Here is a 20,229-nt window from a genome sequence, read left to right as displayed (position 1 = left end):
CCCTACTGATACAGGCTACCGGTATTAATTACCGGCTGCACATGATGATCACCACACAATACCACCAGCAGATTACTGACCATTGCAGCTTTGCGCTCGTCATCCAGTTGTACCACGTTGCGCGCAGATAACCGCTCCAGCGCTGTTTCTACCATACCCACGGCACCTTCAACAATTTGCTGGCGTGCAGCAACTATTGCTGCGGCCTGCTGGCGCTGCAACATGGCACTGGCAATTTCCGGTGCATAAGCTAAATGGCTAATGCGGGCTTCCAGCACCTGCACCCCGGCTTTATTTAACCGTGCCTGAATCTCGCTTTTAAGCAGCTCAGTGATGTCATCAGTGCTGCTGCGCAGACTGATAGCCTCATCATTACCGGCATCGTAAGCATAGCTGGAGGCCAAATGACGGATAGCTGATTCACTTTGAATACTGACAAAGTTCTCGTAGTTATCCACTTCAAATACGGCTTCAGCACTGTCTACTACTTTCCACACCACTACAGCAGCAATTTCTACCGGATTACCGGCATTATCGTTCACCTTCATTTTGCTGCTTTCAAAGTTACGTACCCGTAACGATACTTTTTGTTTGCTGTACAAAGGGTTAGACCAACGTAAGCCATTATTCAGATCGGTACCGACATAACGGCCAAACAGCTGCAGCACGGCCGACTGGTTCGGGTGTACCATATAAAAACCAAACCAGCAGATAAACACCACTACTGCCAGCAATAAGGCTAGAGCTTTTACCGCCCCCGGTAACACCACAACCCCTGCTAATGTCAGCAACTGCGCCAGTAGTAACACCCCTATCATGCCAAAACCGCCTTTACTGTTAATCATGCGTTCCTGCAACATAGTCAGCCTCTCAAATTGATATTATTTTGATATCAAAATAGCAGTTATTGTATAAATTGCAAGCAATAAAAAAGCTGATTAAAAAATCAGCTTTTTTGCAATCGGCGTTGCTCAGGCGGCACCGATCATCCTGCGCAGCACATAATGCAAAATCCCGCCATGCTGGTAATAGGCCAGCTCGTTACCGGTATCAATACGGCAGATAACATCTAACTCCTGCTTGGCACCATCAGCATAAGTAATTATTAACTCAAGCTTTTGCCGTGGTTTCAGGTTGTTTAATCCACGCAGCGTAAAGCTTTCTTCCCCGGTCAGCTTAAGGGTTTTACGATCGCTCCCTGACGGAAACTGCAACGGCAACACGCCCATGCCAATTAAGTTAGAACGGTGAATACGCTCAAACGATTCTGCCAACACTGCCCGCACTCCCAGCATCAGCGTGCCTTTGGCTGCCCAGTCTCGCGATGAACCTGTACCGTACTCTTTACCAGCCACTACGATCAGCGGCAGCTCTTGCTGCTGATAACGCATAGCCGCATCAAAAATTGGCAGGGTTTCACCCGACGGATAATGCTTGGTTACCCCGCCTTCAGTGCTCGGCACCATTTCGTTACGAATACGCACATTGGCAAAGGTGCCGCGCACCATTACTTCGTGGTTACCCCGGCGCGAACCGTAAGAGTTAAAATCGGCTTTATCAATATCATGCTCAAGCAAATACTGGCCAGCCGGGCTGCTTTGTTTGATCGAACCTGCCGGTGAAATATGATCGGTTGTCACCGAATCGCCCAGTACAGCCAACAGCCTGGCGTTAATAATGTCGGTTATCGGCTTAGGCTGGCGTGTCATACCACGGAAAAAGTCTGGCTGACGGATATAGGTCGACTCAGGCCAGGTGTACGTTTTTGCCTGCGATACATCAATAGCGCGCCAGCTTTCGTCACCATCAAACACCTGGGCATATTCTTTACTAAACATGCTGCTGTTTACCTGCGCCACCGCAGCTGCAACGTCTTTACTGTCAGGCCAGATATCTTTTAAATATATATCTTTGCCATCTTTACCCTGCCCCAATGGCTGGCTGTTTAAATCAATATTAATTGTGCCGGCCAGTGCAAAAGCCACCACCAATGGCGGTGAAGCCAGCCAGTTAGATTTAACTAACGGATGGATACGGCCTTCAAAATTGCGGTTACCAGACAATACCGCCGAGACATTTAAATCTGCATTGCTAATGGCATTTTCTATCGGTTTGGCCAACGGGCCTGAATTGCCAATACAGGTAGTGCAACCATACCCCACCAGATTAAAACCCAGTTGCTCAAGCGGCTGCATTAAGCCAGCCTGTTGCAGATAGCGGGTAACAACTTTGGAGCCGGGCGCCAGTGAGGTTTTTACCCAGGGTTTACGCGTAAGGCCTTTAGCCACTGCATTTTGGGCCAGCAAGCCTGCAGCCATTAACACACTGGGGTTTGAGGTGTTGGTACAAGAGGTAATAGCGGCAATAACTACGGCATGATTGTCCAGCTTTATGCGGTGCCCATCCAGATCGAAGCTGTGATCGGGCTGTTTTGTGTCGGTTTGTGCCGCACCTTCATTTACCATTTCAGCATCACGTTCTTTGCTTACTTTTGGTTCAAGTGCCATAACATCGTCACAGTGTTGTTTAAGCCCGCTTAATGTCACTTTATCCTGTGGTCTTTTCGGGCCGGCCAGTGACGCCACTACTGTGCTTAAATCCAGATGCAGGGTATCGGTAAATACTGGTGTAACACCTTTTTGCCGCCATAACCCCTGCGCCTGGCTATAGGCTTTTACTCTGGCGATAACCGCCTCATCACGGCCGGTGAGCTGCAGATAATCCAGCGTTACCTGATCAACCGGGAAAAAGCCACAAGTTGCGCCGTATTCCGGCGCCATATTGGCAATAGTGGCACGATCTGCCAGCGCTAACTGATCCAGACCATCACCAAAAAACTCAACAAACTTTCCCACCACGCCATGCTTGCGCAGCATTTGCGTAACGGTAAGCACTAAGTCGGTGGCTGTAATACCAGCATTTAACTTGCCGGTAAATTCAAAACCCACCACTTCAGGGATAATCATCGACACCGGCTGGCCCAGCATGGCCGCTTCAGCCTCAATACCGCCGACACCCCAACCCAGAATACCCAGCGCATTAATCATAGTGGTGTGAGAATCGGTGCCCACCAGCGTATCAGGGTAAGCTAACTGGCCGTCTGCAGTTTGCTCTGCCCAGACTGTCTGGCCCAGATATTCCAGATTCACCTGATGGCAAATACCGGTACCCGGCGGCACTACACGGAAATTGGCAAAGGCTTTAGCGCCCCAGCGTAAAAAGGCATAGCGCTCGTAATTGCGCTGCATTTCAATATCAACATTCTGCGTAAAGGCCTGCTCTGTTGCGTAGCGATCTACCATTACTGAATGGTCAATTACCAAATCCACCGGCGATAACGGGTTTACTTTGTCCGGGTCTTCCCCCAGTGCCGCCACCGCAGCACGCATAGCGGCTAAATCAACCACTGCAGGCACGCCGGTAAAATCCTGCATTAACACCCTGGCCGGGCGAAAAGCAATTTCGCGATCCGAAGTACCTGTTTTTTGCCAGTCAACCAATGCCTGAATATCAGCATCGGTTACGGTATCACCATCAAGGTTACGTAGCAGATTCTCCAGCAAAACCTTAAGTGAAAACGGTAAGCGGCTGATATCACCAAACTGGCTTGCAGCCTTATTCAGACTAAAAATACGATACTGCTGTTTATCTACCGTAAGTTTGTCGGCGTAGGGGTTAGCTGTAGTCATAACATACCTCGTACTGATTACTGTTAACTAAGTGTAGCTCATCAGCATTACAGTACGAGTATGAAACGGTGAGCGGGCAAGCAAAAGAGATAGCACACCAACGGCCCTCCACTTAGCTACATCTTTTAACACGCACCAGACTAGGAGATGAAAAGTGCACACACCGACAAAGCACAAGTTTGATTACCCTCAAACAATATCAATCAATCTAAAAAGGTAATAAACAATGTTTAGCGTAATGGAACTTAGGCTTATCAGAACCTCAGTCAAGAAAACCATGGCTGATATGCTTAAACGTAAGGCCATCCTTGACCCAGAATCCGATGACGCTGTCGAAATAGCCAATGATTTGGTGATGTACCAAAATGTACTGGATAAAATTAATGATCGGGAAGATGTTTAGGTTTTCAGTAAAAAGTTGAGCTAAAACGCTTTATGCGAAGTCAGTAAATGGCCTGACTTCGCCAAAGCGCTGACGTCAGCGTGAAGTAGTCAAAAAAATAATTGAAAATAATTGGGGTCAGATCAGAGTTAAATAGTTAAATAATCTAAATTTAACCTTAACAAGCCCCCTCTAACTGATGCTTTAATCATCTGTCAACTCACTGCCATACTCTGTGTTAAATTCATCTCGGGTTAGCACTTCATAGGGCCCCGATTTAACCGGCCATTCATCAATATGATTCTGCCCTACTTTCCAAACACCCGGTTTAGCTGCATCAAATGCAGCAGCAGTTTGCATGTGTGATGTCCTTTCGGTGCTAATCTGCGCTCTACTTCGACCACCTAAATGCCCACGAACGCCTGATATAGCTGTTGGTAAATTGCTATAGGTAGTTATATCTCTCCCACCCGCTATCGCCTTTACAATGGTCAGTAGGATTTTTACATCAGCGACTAAATTATCTTTTTTCTTAGTATCATCCTGGATCCTGCTATTGTGCACTTCTGCGTCATTGCCAAAACGATATAAAGCTGGCATCGCGCCTCTCATTTCAGATTTCTGGTCAATAGTTAAAGAACCATAATTCGTAGCCTTATTAACCCAGATATCCGCTAGATCGGCCAAAGTTGCCGCATTCATTTCAACAAGCAACTCTGAAGAATCACCTCGGTCTCGTTTATCGGAAGTAAAAATCCAACTAAGTAAATTGCGAGTATCGACACCTTTTCGGTATTCTCCCTCAGTCCAATATCCGCCATCTGTTTCTCGTTTTGAAACTACTTCCTCTGATATTCGTCGACGCCCTGATTCAGGATGGTTTTCTCCTACAACATTTAATTTACCGCTTGATAAGCGTTTTAGCTGCGTTATGTTATCGCTCAGGTTCATTCGCTGACTTACAATGCCACCAAGATGTCTGCGTTGTAATTGCTGCTGTTTACCTTGGCGGATAGCCATTAACTGCGTAGCTTGCTGCTGCAATAACGGACTTTGTTGCAGTGCCGCACTGGCGGCACTAGAACCAGCTGAGTGCTGCGGTTCCAGAGCAGGTTGAGTACGGCCGTTAGCAAATTTCATTTTTAGTAACCTTTTGCTTTGCCAGAACTGCGGCATAAAATCAATGACACTGCCCGTATTCATTCGAAAACGCGCGTGATCAGCTACAACATCGCGAATCAGCTTAAAGCCGTTATTCTGAACTTCGCGACTGGGCCGTCAGTAATTAGCATTTATGTAATCAACGCAAGCCTGATAATTCGTACCCGCTGTACTGAGCCCATATCTTGTGACTGCATCCGCCAATTTATCTAAAATTTGCTGTGCGTTCCTGCCAGTAAAATCTACCCTGGACTTTTGATTACTGCCAAATTTCACATGATCTTTATGGACATGCCAATCAGCCCCTTCTCCGGCCTCAAACCTGATTAACTGGGTAACATGTCGTTGTTTAACTTTGCGCTGCAGCGCCTTAGCCCCCATCACATCCGCTTCATGCTCCAGCCCCGGATCGTCATTAATGGCCTCGCCTTTAAGCTGAGTGGTAGCTTTTACCCTGCCCTGCTTTTGTTGCACTACATGCCAGGCTTCGTGTGGCAGATGTTGTTCCTGCCCCGGCGCTACATGGATATCGCTGCCCTGCGCATAGGCATGGGCTTGCATTTGCGCCGGTTTGGCCGAGTTGTAATGCACTTTTACATCATCCATCGCGTAGCCGGATAAACTCTCGATGCCACTTTTCAGTTGATCCGGCATACCGGTGTTATTGCTGTTGGTAGCTTCGGCCTGACGCTGATTAACAGCAGCAGATTCAAACTTTCCCTGTAACGGCTCCTCTTCATCCGGTTGTCGTTGCATTGCAACATCAAACTTGCCCTGCACAGGCTCTTCATCTTCCAGCGCTGCTTGCTGGCTTACTATGCTTTCATCTGGCTTGTGCTGAATTAAAGCAGCATTACCGTGTTTTAGCGCCTGCAGCTGCCGGGCCTGTTGTTGTTGCCGGCTGCTTTGCTGTAAAGCAGCGCTGGCTGCACTGCCTGACGCTGCAGCTACCGGTTGTTGTGATTGTGAGGTACGGCCAACAGCAAATTTCATGGTTGTTTCCTTAAGTTTGCAAAGCCTGTACTGCGGCTGCAGGTTAATAAAGTGTAGGTTAATACTGTGCTCTGCACACAGTTACTGATAAACGGTTATCTACGGATAATGCTCACGTTGTTGCTGTTGCTTACGAAAATACCACTGCAACAACAAGGTAATAAATAAAGCCACGGCTAACACCAGATTCTGATACCGGTGCCAGAATGGATCACACCATAAGATCAGCAATAGTAAGAAGGGTTGCAGCAGCAGGAAATTTATAAAGTAACGCTTCCGGTACAGCACCCTAAGCTCAAATACCACCAACGAAATAACACCATATAACGCCAGTAACGATACTACGCTAAACAGCAACAGGCGAGCCTGCCAGCGGTTCGGGCAAATCAGGTTGCACAAAGCTTCCGAGGCAGTTAAGTACGTTTTGTAAAACTGGTTGTCGGTTTGTATCTGCGAATTAAAAGCGACTCTTAACCGGCTGTACTGATCTTCGTTAAGCGGCATGCCCCATAGCCCGGCACCGCTGAAATTCCAGTTGGCATAGGTTAATTCATTGGCAAAGCTGTCGGCATCGGCAAAGTGCCGCATATGAAATACCGGCAGCATTTTTTCCAGCAGCATATTGGCATCTGCTGTTGTATCCATACTGTCGATTGCCGACTTTAACTGCTGCATGCCTAGCCTGAAGCCCAACTCTTCGGTACTGAACAGCTGCTCTGCAGAGCTGTTACTTAGCTGGGCTTTGTCATCAAAACGGATCAGCAACAGGTTAACGTAAGGCGCGACGGCCAACAGATTATCCAGCGTATAGAAACCCAGTTCCTGCACCTGAGCTTTGGTATCATCTGGTACCGATTTTGTCTGGCGCAGTAAGGCACTGATTGGCACCGTCAGGTTAACAAAATAAGTGTCGGTATTTGTCGTTGGCTGCTGGTGGTTGAGTTGTAGTTTTAGCGTTTTAATAAAACTGATCACTGTGCCGTGATATTGCTGGGGTAATTGCCTTAAGTCTAAATCCAGCGTAATGCCATCTGCTACGGTGCGCTTTTTACTTAACCCCAAAGTCACCAGCGGCTGCAGGTTGTTAAGCCAATACCCCTGCAGCGAAGTACCAAGCAACGACTGCATATCGCCTATCAGTGCCTGCTGTGCGCGGGCATTTTGCCAAAGCTGCAAATCCTGATTTTTAACCACAATATCAAGATAATTATTATGTGCCTGCGCCAGGTTGATAAACTCATTAAAAGGCCGTGAGTTCTGCCAGTTTGGCGGGGGTTGTAATTTGTGATTGCTGTCGACAGTAAAGGCATACAAGCCGATGCGATGCAGGCTGGCAAAATCGACTTGCTGGGGTGCGTTCAGCCAGTATGGCTGCAACGCATAACTGAAGTTCACAAAAGAAGCCTGAGACGGTACTTGCGGCGCACAACCACAGTCCGCCACAGGTTGCCACTGTAGCGGTGCCATACTGTTAACCGGCCCGGTTTTAAACGCTTGTTGATACAGTAATTGTCGCTTTGCCACGGGCCAACTCTGGTTAGGAATATTTGGCGCAAAACCCACTAAATCCAGTGCTGTATCCAGAAGATCCTGCTGACGAAATACTGCCCCCTGTAAAGATGTCAGTTGCTTACTGTCTTGCGCGGTTATTACCACAAAGGCACTGCGCTGTTGCAAATCTTTCAGCTTTTGGGCACTTACCACATAACCATACTGGTTTTCAGCACTGTCGGCAGTATCCGGTGCTAACGTAACTTTAGTTACCAGTTCAGTAACATAACGCTCGTAATCATGCACCAATGGCCGCAAAGCAGTGCGCACGGCATTGTCCAGCAGGTACTGCTCGGTGTAGATAATATCCTGCAGTGCCAGCAGTTTCTCCAGTTGTGCCTGCCGTTCTGCCAGAGCGGTTAAATCAGCCTCGGTTAACTGATAAAACCCCAGCTCGCGGCTTTCCAGTGGTTGCCATACACCGGTTACGGTGGCATTAAGCCAGGCCGGACATAACAGCAACAGTGCCAGCATCCATTGCTTCATACCATCATGCCTTCTTTACGCCGCTCGCGGCTGATGCCTTGCAGCAAATCAGCTTGCGTCAGGGCTTTGTCGTTACGCAGTAATGCAGCCACTGCGGCATAACGCACTACGTTGGTCATCGCGCCGCCAGCCAGTTCAAACTCATGTGCCAGATAATTCAGATCCACATCACTGCCCAGCGCAACATGCTCACCCAGAATATGCTGCCACAGCCGTAAGCGCTCAGAGATATCCGGTAGCGGAAAATACACCATCGACTGGAAACGACGGGCAAAAGCTTCATCAATGTTGGCTTTAAGGTTGCTGGCCAACAGCACTACGCCCGGAAAATCTTCAATGCGCTGCAGCAGGTAAGATACTTCCTGATTGGCATATCTGTCGTTACTGCTGCTGGTTTGCGTACGTTTGCCAAACAACGCATCGGCTTCATCAAAAAATAAAATCCAGTGCCGCGCCTGAGCCTGATCAAACACAGTAGCAAGGTTTTTTTCGGTTTCGCCAATGTACTTGGATACCACGGCAGATAAATCTATCCGGTAAACGTCAGCGCCGGTTTGCTGGCCAATTAAGGTAGCGGTAAGGGTTTTACCGGTGCCGGGCGGGCCATAAAACAATGCCCGGTAGCCGGGTTTTATACTGCGGCCCAGTTGCCATTGCTGCATCACTGTATGCTGATGCTCGGCCCATCCGATTATATGCTGCACCTCAGCCATGACAGCAGCGGGTAATACCAGATCCTGCCAGTTTAACGGCGTGGTAAGCAGCTTGGCCGGAAAGTGAATGTTGTAATCAGGTTTTTGTCTGGTTCCACTACAAAACAACTGCAAATATTCTGCACTAACCGTTAACCGGGCGCTTAAAAAAGGCTCTTCTGCCTCATCATGGCGCAGGCGGATAATATTTTCCCGGCACAGTAGCTGGTCAGGCTGCAGCAGTTGTATTACCTCCAGCCGGGCAGTTAAATCATTGGCTGCCAGCAAAAATGCTGCCGTTTGTGCACTGGGTAAAAAGCCCTGATGCTGCTTAGCGCTGCAGCCGCCAAATTCGCTGAAATTACGTGCCAGGTTCTCATTACGCACAAAAAAGGTATCCAGCAACTGTGGCTGTAAATGCGGTGCCAGTGCCAGTATTAATATCAACCGCTGCGCTGCACTCAGCTGTTGTTTAATAACAAAAGCGGCATAACTGCCCTGCGCAGTATCCAGTTTTGGGGCTGGCGCCTGCTGTAGCATATTCAGCGGCTGTTGCTGAAAATAGCTATGCAGCCTGAGCTCAATACAACGCGCCAGCCAGTCCAATTCCTGCTGCATGCAGGCGGCATTATCAGGCATTACACTATGTTGCAGTTTAGCCGCGCCAGTGAACATACACTTCTCCTTGCATCCATGGATAACGGATCAGCGAATAAGACCACGGCAAGCCGTCAAGTAACATGTCGTAGGGCCCGCTGTCCAGTTGCAGCTGCCAGCCAGAGCCATTGCCTGCACGCTCCAGCGTACCGCCGCGCTGCAAAAAACATTCGCGTAACGTGGTTACTGTGCTGCCGGCCAGCTTTGGCCACTGTGCCAGTATGCCTGCCAGCAGGCTATCAGCCATCGCCAGAGCTTCATCAGTTAGTTGTGGTACAAACCCTACCGGGCAGGGCGGCTGTACACCGCTTAGCAACATAGGCAATGACCATTGCTGCCAGTAATCCGGTACAAGTTCGGCCTGCCAGTGTGCTGTGGTCATATAGTGCAGTAAAGCGCACGCCTGCCAGGCTTGTTCCGTACTGATAAAGCGCTGTGCCGATACCCAACCCAGCCGCTGCAGTAACATAGGTATATAGGGCGCTGCCAGCACTATACCGGCGTTGGTAACCCAATGCGCTTGTGCCTGTGTTTGCCCGTCGATAAGCCCACCAGTGATATGATCTTGTGCTACACCAGACACCAGCGATGATGATGCCGGTAACACTTCCGGGCCAGGCGCCGCGGCTTTTGGCACTGCTGCTAAAGCAGGCAGCGCTGCCTGAGTAGTTGTAGCAGCCATGCCAGCCAGCTGTACCTTTAACTGTTGCAGCAATTGTGGCTTGCTGCCCTGTGCAGCATTACCAGTGTAATGCTGCAGTTGCTGCGCCAGTTGCTGCAACAGCTTGCGGCTGGCAGCGCCGCCGGTTTCAGTTTCTAACCACAGCTGTAATTGGCTTACTAGCAATGGCAATGTCAGTGGCTGGCGCTGCAGGCTACATTGCAACAGCGGCAACCAGCGCGCCTGACGATATAACGGCAAAGGCAGGCTAATGCCCCCCAATCCCCACTGCAGCAGGCTGGTATAAGGCTGCATACTGGCAAAGCTGGCGGGTTGTAACTGCTGAAACAACCGCTGCAAGTGATCGTCAGACGCATACTGCACCAGGCGCGCTAATAACGAACTGCCCGACAACTGCTGGCGTAAACCGTCCAGCCATAAAGCATTAGGTTGCTGCAACAATTGGCGCAGCAGCAGGTTAAACAGCCGCTGCTGCGCCAGTGTAAGCTGGCCGAGCAATAACAACTGCTGCCACTGGCGCCAGCGCCTGGCCTGATGCTGTAACGCGCTGCGTGGTATAGGCCGTGTTGCACTAACCTGAGGCAAAGCCGTTACCGGCTGTGTCAAACGGTAGCTAAAGTAACCCGGTAAAGCACTGAAGCTGTCATCCAGGCCATCGGCTGCCGGTGGTGTGGGATCTGCAATACCTGCCAGCAACTCTGTTAGTTGCAGCAACAACGGGCTATGCCAGGAAAACAGCTGACGGCTGCGCTGCAATACCCGAAGCATATGCTGCACCAGGCTTTGCACTGATAAGTTGTCATGCGCCGCCATTTTACGCAGCAAATAATGCAGATAGCTGCGCCGGTTAAACTGGCTGCCACGCTCTACCAGCAAATAGCTCAGGCTCAGTTGCCACAAATGGCGTTGCCGCTGCTGTAAGGCAGGCGGAGGTAACTGAGCCTGTTGAGGCTGAGACCGGGCTTTAATACTACTTTGCACCGCACTGAACAACTGCGGCTGAGCCATCAGTTGCAGCATAAACCGCTGCTCAGACGGGGCCAGAAGTTGCAATAGCTGAGCCAGCATGGCCTGGCTTAAACCAAAAGCCAATACATGGCATATATCACTGTGGCTGGCCAGTTGCCGTAATATGGTTAGCAGCTCAGCGCTATGCTGCAGGTAAAAAGCCCAGTTTCGCTGCAGGACCGGGTTATCGGCCAAACGTAATGCTAACAGTAGTTGCTCACGCTGAGGTACCGTTAAACCACCTACTGCTGCTTCTTTAGCAGAAGGAATGTTAGTTGAGTCTGGCTGCGATAAAGGAGCATCTGCCATACCGGTTAGTAATTCTGTCAGTTGCAGCAATAACGGGCTGTGGCGGGCAAACAGCTGACGGCTACGCCGTAAAGTCAGCAACATGTGCTGCACCAGGCTTTGCACCGATAAGTTGTCGTGCGCCGCCATTTTACGCAGTAAATAATGCAGATAACTGCGCCGGTTAAACTGGCTGCCACGTTCTACCAGCAAATAGCTCAGGCTCAGTTGCCACAAATGGCGCTGCCGTTGCTGCAGCGCAGGCGGTGGTAACGACGCCGATTGAGATTGCAGCGCAGAGTTACTGCGGCCCTGCACCACACTGAATAACTGTGGCTGTGCCATCAGTTGTAGCATAAAGCGCTGCTCGGACGGTGCCAGTAACTGCAGCAGTTGCGCCAGCATTGTATGGCTTAAACCAAAAGCCAGAGCCTGACATAAGTTACTGTGGCTGGCCAGGTACTGCAGTACAGCCAGCAGTTGTGTAGCGTGCTGCAAATATAACGACCAGTGTTGCTGTAATGTTTTACTGTCGGCCTGTTGTAATGCCGTGATCAGTTGCTGTTGCTGCGTGGCAGTTAAACCCCGCGGTTTCGTTACCTCTGGCTGCGACACAGCTGTTGGCAATAACAACCACAACTGCTGGCGCAGTGCTTCACGAAAACAATGCTGCAACACATAGCGATCAGCAGGCAAATGCAGCGGCGGCAGTTGTAACTGAATTTCATCAAGCCGCACGGTAGTACCGCTGTCAAACTCGTCTAATACCTGCCGGGCAACAGGCAGCAGCTCTTCAACAAACAGTTGCTCACCGCCTTCGTTAAACCACTGTGCCATCGCTGTTGAATAGCACTGGAAATCAAGCTCAACCTGCATCAGCTGGTGCATCGGCATCCTCCGCAGGCTGGTTTAAGCGATAAAGAAACTGTGCCAGTGCCCGGCGTTGTTTATCTGCTCCTTGCCGATCAGCTTTTAGCGCCGAGCGCCAGTATTTAAACAAGCGCTCAAAGCGGTTCATTTGGGCAAAATCAAGAAAAAACACCCGGCAACTTAAATGCGCCGGGCCGTTCATTTGTAGTGTTTCACACACCAGTTGCTGAAAACCGGTATCGGCAAAACGTGCGGTCCAGGCCGGGCACAATATGCTGATATTGCCTGCATAAAATGTAGCAGGCAGTTCTGCTTCGCTGCTTTGTGATGGCAGTAATAGCAGATGCTCCATCACGTGCAGGCCTTCGGAGGCGCGGCTGACATGAGACAAAAACATCACCAGGCTGTTGGCCATAATTAACGCCCGGCGATAATAACGGTAACTGCCAACCAGCCACCATTCATCCTGCCTGCTATGCGGTACTTTAAGTAATACCTGATAGCGGTTTTGCTGCAGCAAAATACGGTAATTACTTAGCTGAATACCGGTTTGCAGCAGGATCTCCGGCAGGCAGTTACCGTCAAAACAACATGCATCGTCAAGCTTACGCCGCAGTGCCTGGCTATCTGCAGCATAGCGCAAACGCAACGGAGGTACTGGCAGCAGCACTAGTGCACTGCTGCTGGTTTCATCCAGATAAAGCTGCTGCAGTTGGTCGGTATCGCTGCGCAGCCGCAACTTGTGTTGCAGCACAGCTGTGGTTAATGACTGAGCCGTTTGCGCCAAATCCAGCACCAGTGCCTGTTTGCGTACAAAGCCCCCTACAGCGTCACGCCACAGTGGCGCATAATGATCCGGCGCCGCCACCCGATCCCGCGTCATAACAACAATTTGCTGCAAATAACTGACTTTTTGCTGCAACCGCTTAAGTGCCGCTGACTGTGCAGTATGGTAGTAATCAAAATGCTGCAGGCTGTGCTGGTGCAGGCTCTCACCATAGAGTGCCAGCAAATAATCCAGTAGCCGGTGTTTGCGTTGCAGCACATTGTCCAACCGCTGGTAAAGCTGTGCCTGGGTGGCATCCATATCCTGATATAACAGCGCATCCAGATCGCGGATACCGGAATTGCGCAAAGACTGATAATAATAACTCTGCGTAATATGCTGCGGTGAAAACAATGCAGGCAACTGCTGCAACTGCGCAAGAAAATTTGCCAATAGCTGTTCAAATAGCAGTAAGTAACCTTTTAACTGTAACTGACGGGGCGAGCTTTGTGCCAGCGGCCTTTGCAAGCCGTAGTTTTGCGGCAACAGTGTTTGCAACGAATGATAACGCCCCAACGCCCGGTAGCGGCCGGCCGGAGACGGACATAGCGCGGCAATATCCGTTTGCCAGCGGCTGTATTGATGAAAACGTTTTTGCTGATAACGCTGTACAACGGCTTGCCAATCAATATTGATATTCTTATTACCCATACTCAGGCGTACCTGTGGCGGGCTAGTGGCATCAGGCAAGGGTAAATAATATACCGGTAAGCCTTGTTGCAATGGCAAATTATCATAACAAGGGTTGCCCCCGCAGCGCAGATGAAACTGCCGCAGTTGCACTACCCCCTCAATATGCTGCAGTGGCTGAAAAAAGTCGGTGATATGCAACTGGCGCTGCTCACTTTCGCTGTATTCCAGCACGCCGCCGGTGGTTAGCGGCCCGGTAAACAGCTGTTCATAATCAGCACCCAGTGCCAGTAAATCGGTATAGCTGCGCCGGGCACTGCTGCGCTGCAACAATTGCTGACAACGGTAGTAAAACTCTGCCAACAGCTCTACCGGATCGGCAGATGACTGCACATCAAGCTCAGCCACCGGTTCACAGTACAACGGCGTAATAATATCTATCTGCCCCAGTTGCTCACCCAAATTGCGCTGCGCACTGTAGCATCGCCTGATAGCCGCAATCAGTGGTGCCGCAGGCTCATCTGGCTGTGCTGCCACAGCAACGGCGCGATATAACCCTAATACCTTGCCGGGTAGCAGATAAATATCGGCCAGTTGCGGTATCTGATCCAACAGGTAACGGCGGTAATCGGCAGCAGTAGTTGGCCTGCTGCTGAGAATTTGTTCCGGCGATACCAGGCCCAGTGCGGCAAAGTCTATTTTGCCATCCGGGCTACTGAGCAAATCGGCCATCGGAAAATTACAGCGGTACTGCAACTCTGTCAGGCTGAAACAGAGTTGTTCCAGCAAAGTAATACCGGGGTCATGCAGGTTGTAGTCGGTCCAGCGCTTACCGGCCAGTTGCTGAATATCGGCCAGCGCCTGCTGCTTTAAGGCGGTAAAGCTGTCTTTTTCGTGCGTCTGGCGCCGCTTAATACTGTATTCAGTCACCACTGCCTCCGCTGGTACTGTCCTGCCAGCATTGGCTCATGTCAGCGTCAAACCAAAGCTGGGTCAGATAGTAGCTGATACGAACATTCGCGCCCAAATCTGTGCGTGAACGCAACTGCAGACAATAGCCCTGCTCCAGTGCCTGCCAGCGTAAATCCAGCTTGCAACTGCGTGATAAATAATACGCCTGCTGCACGTTAATGCGCTTTTTGCGGTTGAGAAAATTAAACCACCAGCCTTGCGGATTAAACGTATTAAGTGCCACCGCCTGTAGCAAAGCGTACTTGCCAGTACCTTTATTGCCGGTACCGGCCATTACCTCAAATGCCTGACAGCCCTGCAACGGGCCACTGATATCGTGCCACTGCCCGTTGGCAGGCACCTGACGTTTGCCGGTGGGCTGATAACCCTGCCGCCCCTGTTGCGTGAGCACACCGGCGACATCCAGCGTGCTGGCCGGGTTAGCTGTGCCAATACCCAGCCGTTGCTGAGGGGTAAGGCTTAGCAGTGCTTGATCAGCATGCTTAAATTGCAGGGCATTGCTGCTCTCGTCAAAGCTGACGCTCCACAACGGCTGCTCGCTGAGGTTATCGCGGAAAAAACTGAGTAGTTCGGTGTGTTTACCCAACACTGTGATTTCAAAACCATAACGGGCCGATTTATCAAAACCGTCTTCCAGTGTATTGAGTGACGAGTCAATCAGATCAGAAAATTCCTGCGCCGACGGCATAGCGCCATCGCGGAAAAAGTTTTTCAGCGTATTACGGTTACGTTTAGCCATCGCGTGCTTCCTGCTGAATAATAAAGGTATGGCCAATTTCAAGCTCGCTAACACCGGTGCGCTGCGCCAGCTCAGGCTGTGGTACTGCCAGCAAACGTAAACTGTGCTGCCGCGCCGGTGTCAGTAAATTCCAGGGCCGCACCGGCTGCAATACCAGTTGTTCGGTATCCTGGTAGCTGGCACTGTCCTGCAATTGATACTGGCGGCTGCCGTACTGGCTGATATGCAGCAAAGAAAAGTCTGTCACGTAGTCAACATAAGATTGTTGCTGAATAAAAGATTGCACTAACTGTGGCCTTAACTGCCAGCCAAAACGCGCATCCAGCCCCTGCTGATGCCAGGGGCAAAGGTAATCAGACAGTGCCTGCTGCAGGCGCTGTAAGCCATCACCGCTGTGTAACGCCGGATTAAGCTGCACAGCACAGCGTACCTGTAACTGCTCAAAACCGGGGTTAGCTACTTCAATGCTGGCAAAAGGCGATGCCAGCGCAGCAACATAATGCTTAATCTGGCGCAGCAACTCGCCGCTCACCAGGCTGCGCTGGCAGTCCTGATGCTGACAGCCCTGCGGCTTTGCCACCACAATAAGCAGCAGCCGGCCGGGCGTAAGGCTGCTTTGCTCCAGCGCAGCATTAGGAAAACACTTTACCTTAGCCAGTTGCGGAAAAGCCTGCAGCACCAGGCGTTCAAAATCCCAGGCGGTGCTGGCACGTTGTTTGTGGCTTAAGCGCTCGGCAATACGCTGCACTCTGGCTACGCTGCTTTCCTTATGCGGGGTTTGTTGTAAAACGGGCAAATAACCACTAACCGTAATACCTGCCTGTTTACTTTGCAGCGCCCATTGCAAGGCACTCTGGCTTAGCAGAGCGGCATCGGTTAATGGCTCTGTTGCCAGTAATTGCACAGCATTGGTCATAATACGCTGTAAACGGCCATAGCGCCGGCTTTGCCCGGCGCAGCTCAACCGTAACCAGGCCTGCCCCGCAGGCATTAACTGATGCTGTTGCTGCAGTGCATGCGGTAACTGCAATACCACAGCACCGCTTGACGTCAGGCCACGGCTGCTGTCTGTCAGCAGTGCCTGATCGGTAAAATCCAGCCATTCATCATCATGCAGGTATTGCCAGCGCAGCGCGTTTTCCGGCACGGTATTGCTGCTGCCGCTGGCAGGTTCAATGTCAAACAACAAACTCAGCTGACCGCTGACGCTGGCCCCGGTTAACCCGATAAATACGTAAGCCTGATGCGCAAAATGCGGTAGCAACCTTACGGCGTCACGCCGGGCGCTGGGATAACTCTGGCGCTGGCCAAACGGATACAACTGCAGCAAGCGATCCCGGCTGCCAATGGCCGGATCACGGCTGGTATGGATATCGCAAAAAGCGCTGTAACTTACGCTCAGCAGTTGCAACAGCGGCGCATAGGGCGGCTGCGGCAGTGGCCGTGGCTTTTTGTGTTTAGCGTTATAAAGCAGGGTTTCACTCAGCGCAGTGCTATAACGGCTATGACCAAAACCGCTGACCGGCTGGCTCAGGCTAAGGCGGAAAAAGCCCTGGCTGGCGGTAGGGTGATACGCCAAATCAGCCTGCGCCGACGTTAACCTGAAACCACTGACAGCACTGAAAACCAGTTGCTGCTTAGAGCGCACCGGAGCATGGCTGTGTGCTGCTGCAAACAGGCAAAACTCAGCCTGGTGTTGCTTATCTTCAGTTACCGCTTGCCAACGGCCTTGATCCAACAACGCCAGCCGGGCCCTAAAACTGTAATTACTGATATCTTCACCATATGCCGCATAATGGCCAGCCAGCCCTTCGCTGCCAACCGGCAGTTCAGCCCAGTCAAGTTCAAGCTCAAGCTGCTGTAAATGTTTATGTTGCCAGTCACTGTGATTAAACAACAGGTAACTGCCAGGCAGTGGTACCGGGCCAAACGGCCAGAAAGGCTTAGTGGCATCCAGTGGCCCAAGCTGATTACTCAGGTTAAGGCTGCGGGCATTTTTTACGCTGACTTCCAGCCGGCACCGGGCAATATCAAACTGGCTGCAAAGCGAATAACCACACAGCTTAGCCATCGGGTTTAACGTCAGGCGCATACTGGCATCAGTGTCATCAAAAGCACATACGGCGGCAAAGCTGCTACTCAACTGACAACGTAACCGTAGCCCCAGCACAGCCGGGCCCAGCGGCTGAACAGAATATTCAGCCACACTGACAAAACCTGTAGCAGTAGACAGCGATAATAAAAACAGGTCGCTGCAATAACGGTAAAACACCGTCATTCTGTCGTCGCTAAGCAGTTGCTGCACACATTGATAACTTTGCACATCGCCACTTTTAAGCGCCAGCAATTCGGCCTTGGCTAAAATAGCCTGGCTGTCTTTTGCACTTAACCAGTTATCCGGCCCAAACAGATAGTAGCTAAACAGCATACCGAACAAACGGCTAAACTCTGGCTGCTGCTCTGTACGCTGCAGCAACAGCAACAATACCTGCTGATAAAACGCCAGCCAGCGCTCCGCTACCGGCATCACAGGTAAATCGGGCAGGCTGCTGGCCAGCGCAGTGGCGTCCTGCTGCAACTGTGCCGGCGATACTGCATAATCCAGCGTGGTTAAAATTGCAGCCAGTGCCTGCTGCAAACGTTGCGGCCAGCTGTAATCTGCCCGCTGCAACAACCCGGTTAACCGTGCAGCCAGTTGCTGCGGTGGCGTTAAACTTAGCTGCAACTCTATGCAGCGCTCGCCTTCACTTAACTGCAAAGTTGGCGACACTATGGCAAACCCCGGCATGCGGGGTATGCCGTCATTTGCAACAAACAGCGGCCTGCCGACGGATGCCTCAATACTGGCGCCACTGCTGTATATACGGCTGACAAAACCCAGCTCCTGCTCAGGTGAAATACGTTTACTGCTGAGTAAACTCAGGTTGTACAACTGATGCACCTGCACGCTCTGCAGATGCTGTGGCACTGTAGTATGAAACAAAAGAGGCTTGCCGTCGGCCATTTTACCGGCACTAAAACGGGTGTTGGCAGGTAACAATACCTGGCCTGTTACAGGTTGCACACTAAGCCAGATACTTTGTGCTACCGGTTTACGCCAGGGCATTTTCAGGCAGTCGTCATAATAAAATGCCAGATGGCGCTCAGTTAACTGGTTCAGCTGTTGCTGGTTGTTCTGATATAAACGCAAAAACGCCAGAAACAATGCCAGTGCCGGCTCATTTTGCCCAGAGCACAACAATTGGTTAAGTTGCCCGTCAGTTTCCTGCTGCAAATAGCGGCATAGCTGTATCACCCCGGCTGCACTGCGCTGCAGCGCTTCATCTACACTGCATGTTGCTGAACTTGCCGGGGCAAACTGCAACAATGTATCCAGGTCTGCCGCAGCAGGCAGGCTTGCCGTGGCTTGCTGTAACAACGGCAGATAAGGCGCCAGTTGGGTATGCCAGCTGCTGTGTAATTTGTCGGCCAGTATCACCGCAGATTCAGAGCCTGGCTGCAGCAATTGGTGGTACCACTGGTGATATTGCTGTAGCTGCGCCATAACAAAATTAAATTGTCTCAGCGGTGTTTGCTGTTGCAGTATTTCCCAGTCCTGCTGCAGCCGGTTTGCGTCCAGTGCGGCTATCTGCGCCAGAATAGCAGGTTCACTGCGGCTAAATAATTGCCGCCAGTTACCCTGCGTGCTGCCGTCCAGATCAACAAAGCGGATATTCTCTGCCAGCCCGGCAGCCAGGCTCAGCAACTGGTTAAAATTCAATGTATCGGGCTGAAAATAGCCACTTTGCAGCGACGCATAACGCTGCTCACTTTGTACAGTGCCGTCAGCATGAAACAACGCCGGCCAGTGTGCATATGAGCCAAGATGGGCTGTCACTGCGCCACCTCTGTACCTTCAAGTAGGTAAAACGGATACACCATATTGTGCCGGCTGTTGGTACCTCGGATCTGATAATTTAGCTGCAGCATTAACACACCATCAAAAATCTGCTGTAAATCCGGTGTGACCTGCAATAGCTGAATACGCGGTTCGAAAAACAACACAGCATGGCTGATCGCATCAATGATATTGGCCAGGGCATGCTCATCCAGAGTACTAAATACATAACGCTGCAAGGTACAGCCATATTCCGGCTGCATTACCCGCTCGCCGGGCCGGGTAGAGAACAAAATGCGTAAGCTTTGCTCTATATCCTGTTGATCTGTCACCATTTCGCAGTGGCAACTGCCACGACTAAAACCGGGCGGAAAAGCCCAGCCAATACCTAAAAACGCGTTATCCGGTTGCTCAGCGCTCATTTAGCCTCCTATCATCACGGTTGGGGCTCCCATCATCACAGCTCCGCCATGAGCACAGGTATCACCGAGCCGGGCTGCCGGTTTGCCGCCAATCAGCACTGTAGTTGAACCTTTAATAATGCTGTCGGGCGGGCCAACACATACACAGCTGTCACCCAATACCGCTGCAGGCAGTTTTTCAATCAGCACTGTGGGTATGCCCGGCCCAATCACCGGGCCTCCAACATGTGGGATCGGCGGCAGGCCAGGGGTTTGCATCGGGCACTGGTGCATATCGGTTAAACGTGCTGCTGGTGGCATACAA

The 20,229-nt window shown here is 50.9% G+C and carries 13 protein-coding genes; 1 reads left to right on the top strand and 12 read right to left on the bottom strand.

The window, feature by feature from the left end:
- Positions 1–2: 2 nt before the first annotated feature.
- Positions 3–845, bottom strand: coding sequence for an SPFH domain-containing protein (locus M2404_RS12250; RefSeq protein WP_259240030.1), 843 nt, complete (start codon positions 843–845; stop codon positions 3–5).
- Positions 846–971: 126 nt separating this feature from the next.
- Positions 972–3,689 (bottom strand): aconitate hydratase AcnA, encoded by a 2,718-nt coding sequence (gene acnA, locus M2404_RS12245; protein ID WP_259240029.1) that lies wholly within the window; start codon positions 3,687–3,689, stop codon positions 972–974.
- 277 nt (positions 3,690–3,966) lie between these two features.
- Between acnA and M2404_RS12240 the strand changes: the two genes are divergently transcribed.
- Positions 3,967–4,092 carry a hypothetical protein gene (locus tag M2404_RS12240; protein ID WP_259240028.1) on the top strand — a complete coding sequence of 42 codons (126 nt, stop codon included), beginning with the start codon at positions 3,967–3,969 and terminating at the stop codon, positions 4,090–4,092.
- Positions 4,093–4,275: 183 nt separating this feature from the next.
- Here the strand turns inward: M2404_RS12240 and M2404_RS12235 are convergent, their stop codons facing one another.
- The 10 genes from M2404_RS12235 to M2404_RS12190 form a co-directional block, all read right to left on the bottom strand.
- Positions 4,276–5,274 carry a hypothetical protein gene (locus M2404_RS12235; RefSeq protein WP_259240027.1) on the bottom strand — a complete coding sequence of 333 codons (999 nt, stop codon included), beginning with the start codon at positions 5,272–5,274 and terminating at the stop codon, positions 4,276–4,278.
- 75 nt (positions 5,275–5,349) lie between these two features.
- Complete coding sequence (locus tag M2404_RS12230; protein ID WP_259240026.1) at positions 5,350–6,225, bottom strand: eCIS core domain-containing protein; 876 nt, start codon at positions 6,223–6,225, stop codon at positions 5,350–5,352.
- 99 nt (positions 6,226–6,324) lie between these two features.
- Positions 6,325–8,262 carry a hypothetical protein gene (locus M2404_RS12225; RefSeq protein WP_259240024.1) on the bottom strand — a complete coding sequence of 646 codons (1,938 nt, stop codon included), beginning with the start codon at positions 8,260–8,262 and terminating at the stop codon, positions 6,325–6,327.
- Positions 8,259–9,629 (bottom strand): ATP-binding protein, encoded by a 1,371-nt coding sequence (locus M2404_RS12220; RefSeq protein WP_259240022.1) that lies wholly within the window; start codon positions 9,627–9,629, stop codon positions 8,259–8,261. The genes M2404_RS12225 and M2404_RS12220 overlap by 4 nt, the downstream gene beginning before the upstream one ends.
- Positions 9,610–12,477 (bottom strand): contractile injection system tape measure protein, encoded by a 2,868-nt coding sequence (locus M2404_RS12215; RefSeq protein WP_259240021.1) that lies wholly within the window; start codon positions 12,475–12,477, stop codon positions 9,610–9,612. Before M2404_RS12215 ends, M2404_RS12220 begins: the two co-directional genes overlap by 20 nt.
- Positions 12,455–14,845 (bottom strand): hypothetical protein, encoded by a 2,391-nt coding sequence (locus M2404_RS12210; protein WP_259240020.1) that lies wholly within the window; start codon positions 14,843–14,845, stop codon positions 12,455–12,457. Before M2404_RS12210 ends, M2404_RS12215 begins: the two co-directional genes overlap by 23 nt.
- Positions 14,838–15,626 (bottom strand): hypothetical protein, encoded by a 789-nt coding sequence (locus tag M2404_RS12205; RefSeq protein WP_259240018.1) that lies wholly within the window; start codon positions 15,624–15,626, stop codon positions 14,838–14,840. The genes M2404_RS12210 and M2404_RS12205 overlap by 8 nt, the downstream gene beginning before the upstream one ends.
- On the bottom strand, positions 15,619–19,503 hold the full coding sequence (locus tag M2404_RS12200; protein WP_259240017.1) for a hypothetical protein: 3,885 nt from the start codon (positions 19,501–19,503) through the stop codon (positions 15,619–15,621). The genes M2404_RS12205 and M2404_RS12200 overlap by 8 nt, the downstream gene beginning before the upstream one ends.
- Positions 19,500–19,925: a GPW/gp25 family protein gene (locus M2404_RS12195; protein WP_259240016.1), complete on the bottom strand. Its 426-nt coding sequence runs from the start codon at positions 19,923–19,925 to the stop codon at positions 19,500–19,502. Before M2404_RS12195 ends, M2404_RS12200 begins: the two co-directional genes overlap by 4 nt.
- Positions 19,926–20,225 (bottom strand): PAAR domain-containing protein, encoded by a 300-nt coding sequence (locus M2404_RS12190; protein WP_259240015.1) that lies wholly within the window; start codon positions 20,223–20,225, stop codon positions 19,926–19,928. It lies immediately after the preceding gene.
- Positions 20,226–20,229: the final 4 nt, after the last annotated feature.

Origin of the sequence: Rheinheimera pacifica, assembly GCF_024809855.1 — a bacterium.
GTDB lineage: Bacteria > Pseudomonadota > Gammaproteobacteria > Enterobacterales > Alteromonadaceae > Alishewanella > Alishewanella pacifica_A.
This window is presented reverse-complemented; position numbering and strand designations above follow the sequence as displayed.

Coding starts and splice junctions, on each gene's coding strand:
- M2404_RS12250 (WP_259240030.1), bottom strand. CDS start 845: ATGATTAACAGTAAAGGCGGTTTTGGCATGATAGGGGTGTTACTACTG.
- M2404_RS12225 (WP_259240024.1), bottom strand. CDS start 8,262: ATGAAGCAATGGATGCTGGCACTGTTGCTGTTATGTCCGGCCTGGCTT.
- M2404_RS12205 (WP_259240018.1), bottom strand. CDS start 15,626: ATGGCTAAACGTAACCGTAATACGCTGAAAAACTTTTTCCGCGATGGC.
- M2404_RS12240 (WP_259240028.1), top strand. CDS start 3,967: ATGGCTGATATGCTTAAACGTAAGGCCATCCTTGACCCAGAATCCGAT.
- M2404_RS12230 (WP_259240026.1), bottom strand. CDS start 6,225: ATGAAATTTGCTGTTGGCCGTACCTCACAATCACAACAACCGGTAGCT.
- M2404_RS12215 (WP_259240021.1), bottom strand. CDS start 12,477: ATGCACCAGCTGATGCAGGTTGAGCTTGATTTCCAGTGCTATTCAACA.
- M2404_RS12235 (WP_259240027.1), bottom strand. CDS start 5,274: ATGAATACGGGCAGTGTCATTGATTTTATGCCGCAGTTCTGGCAAAGC.
- acnA (WP_259240029.1), bottom strand. CDS start 3,689: ATGACTACAGCTAACCCCTACGCCGACAAACTTACGGTAGATAAACAG.
- M2404_RS12190 (WP_259240015.1), bottom strand. CDS start 20,225: ATGCCACCAGCAGCACGTTTAACCGATATGCACCAGTGCCCGATGCAA.
- M2404_RS12195 (WP_259240016.1), bottom strand. CDS start 19,925: ATGAGCGCTGAGCAACCGGATAACGCGTTTTTAGGTATTGGCTGGGCT.
- M2404_RS12220 (WP_259240022.1), bottom strand. CDS start 9,629: ATGTTCACTGGCGCGGCTAAACTGCAACATAGTGTAATGCCTGATAAT.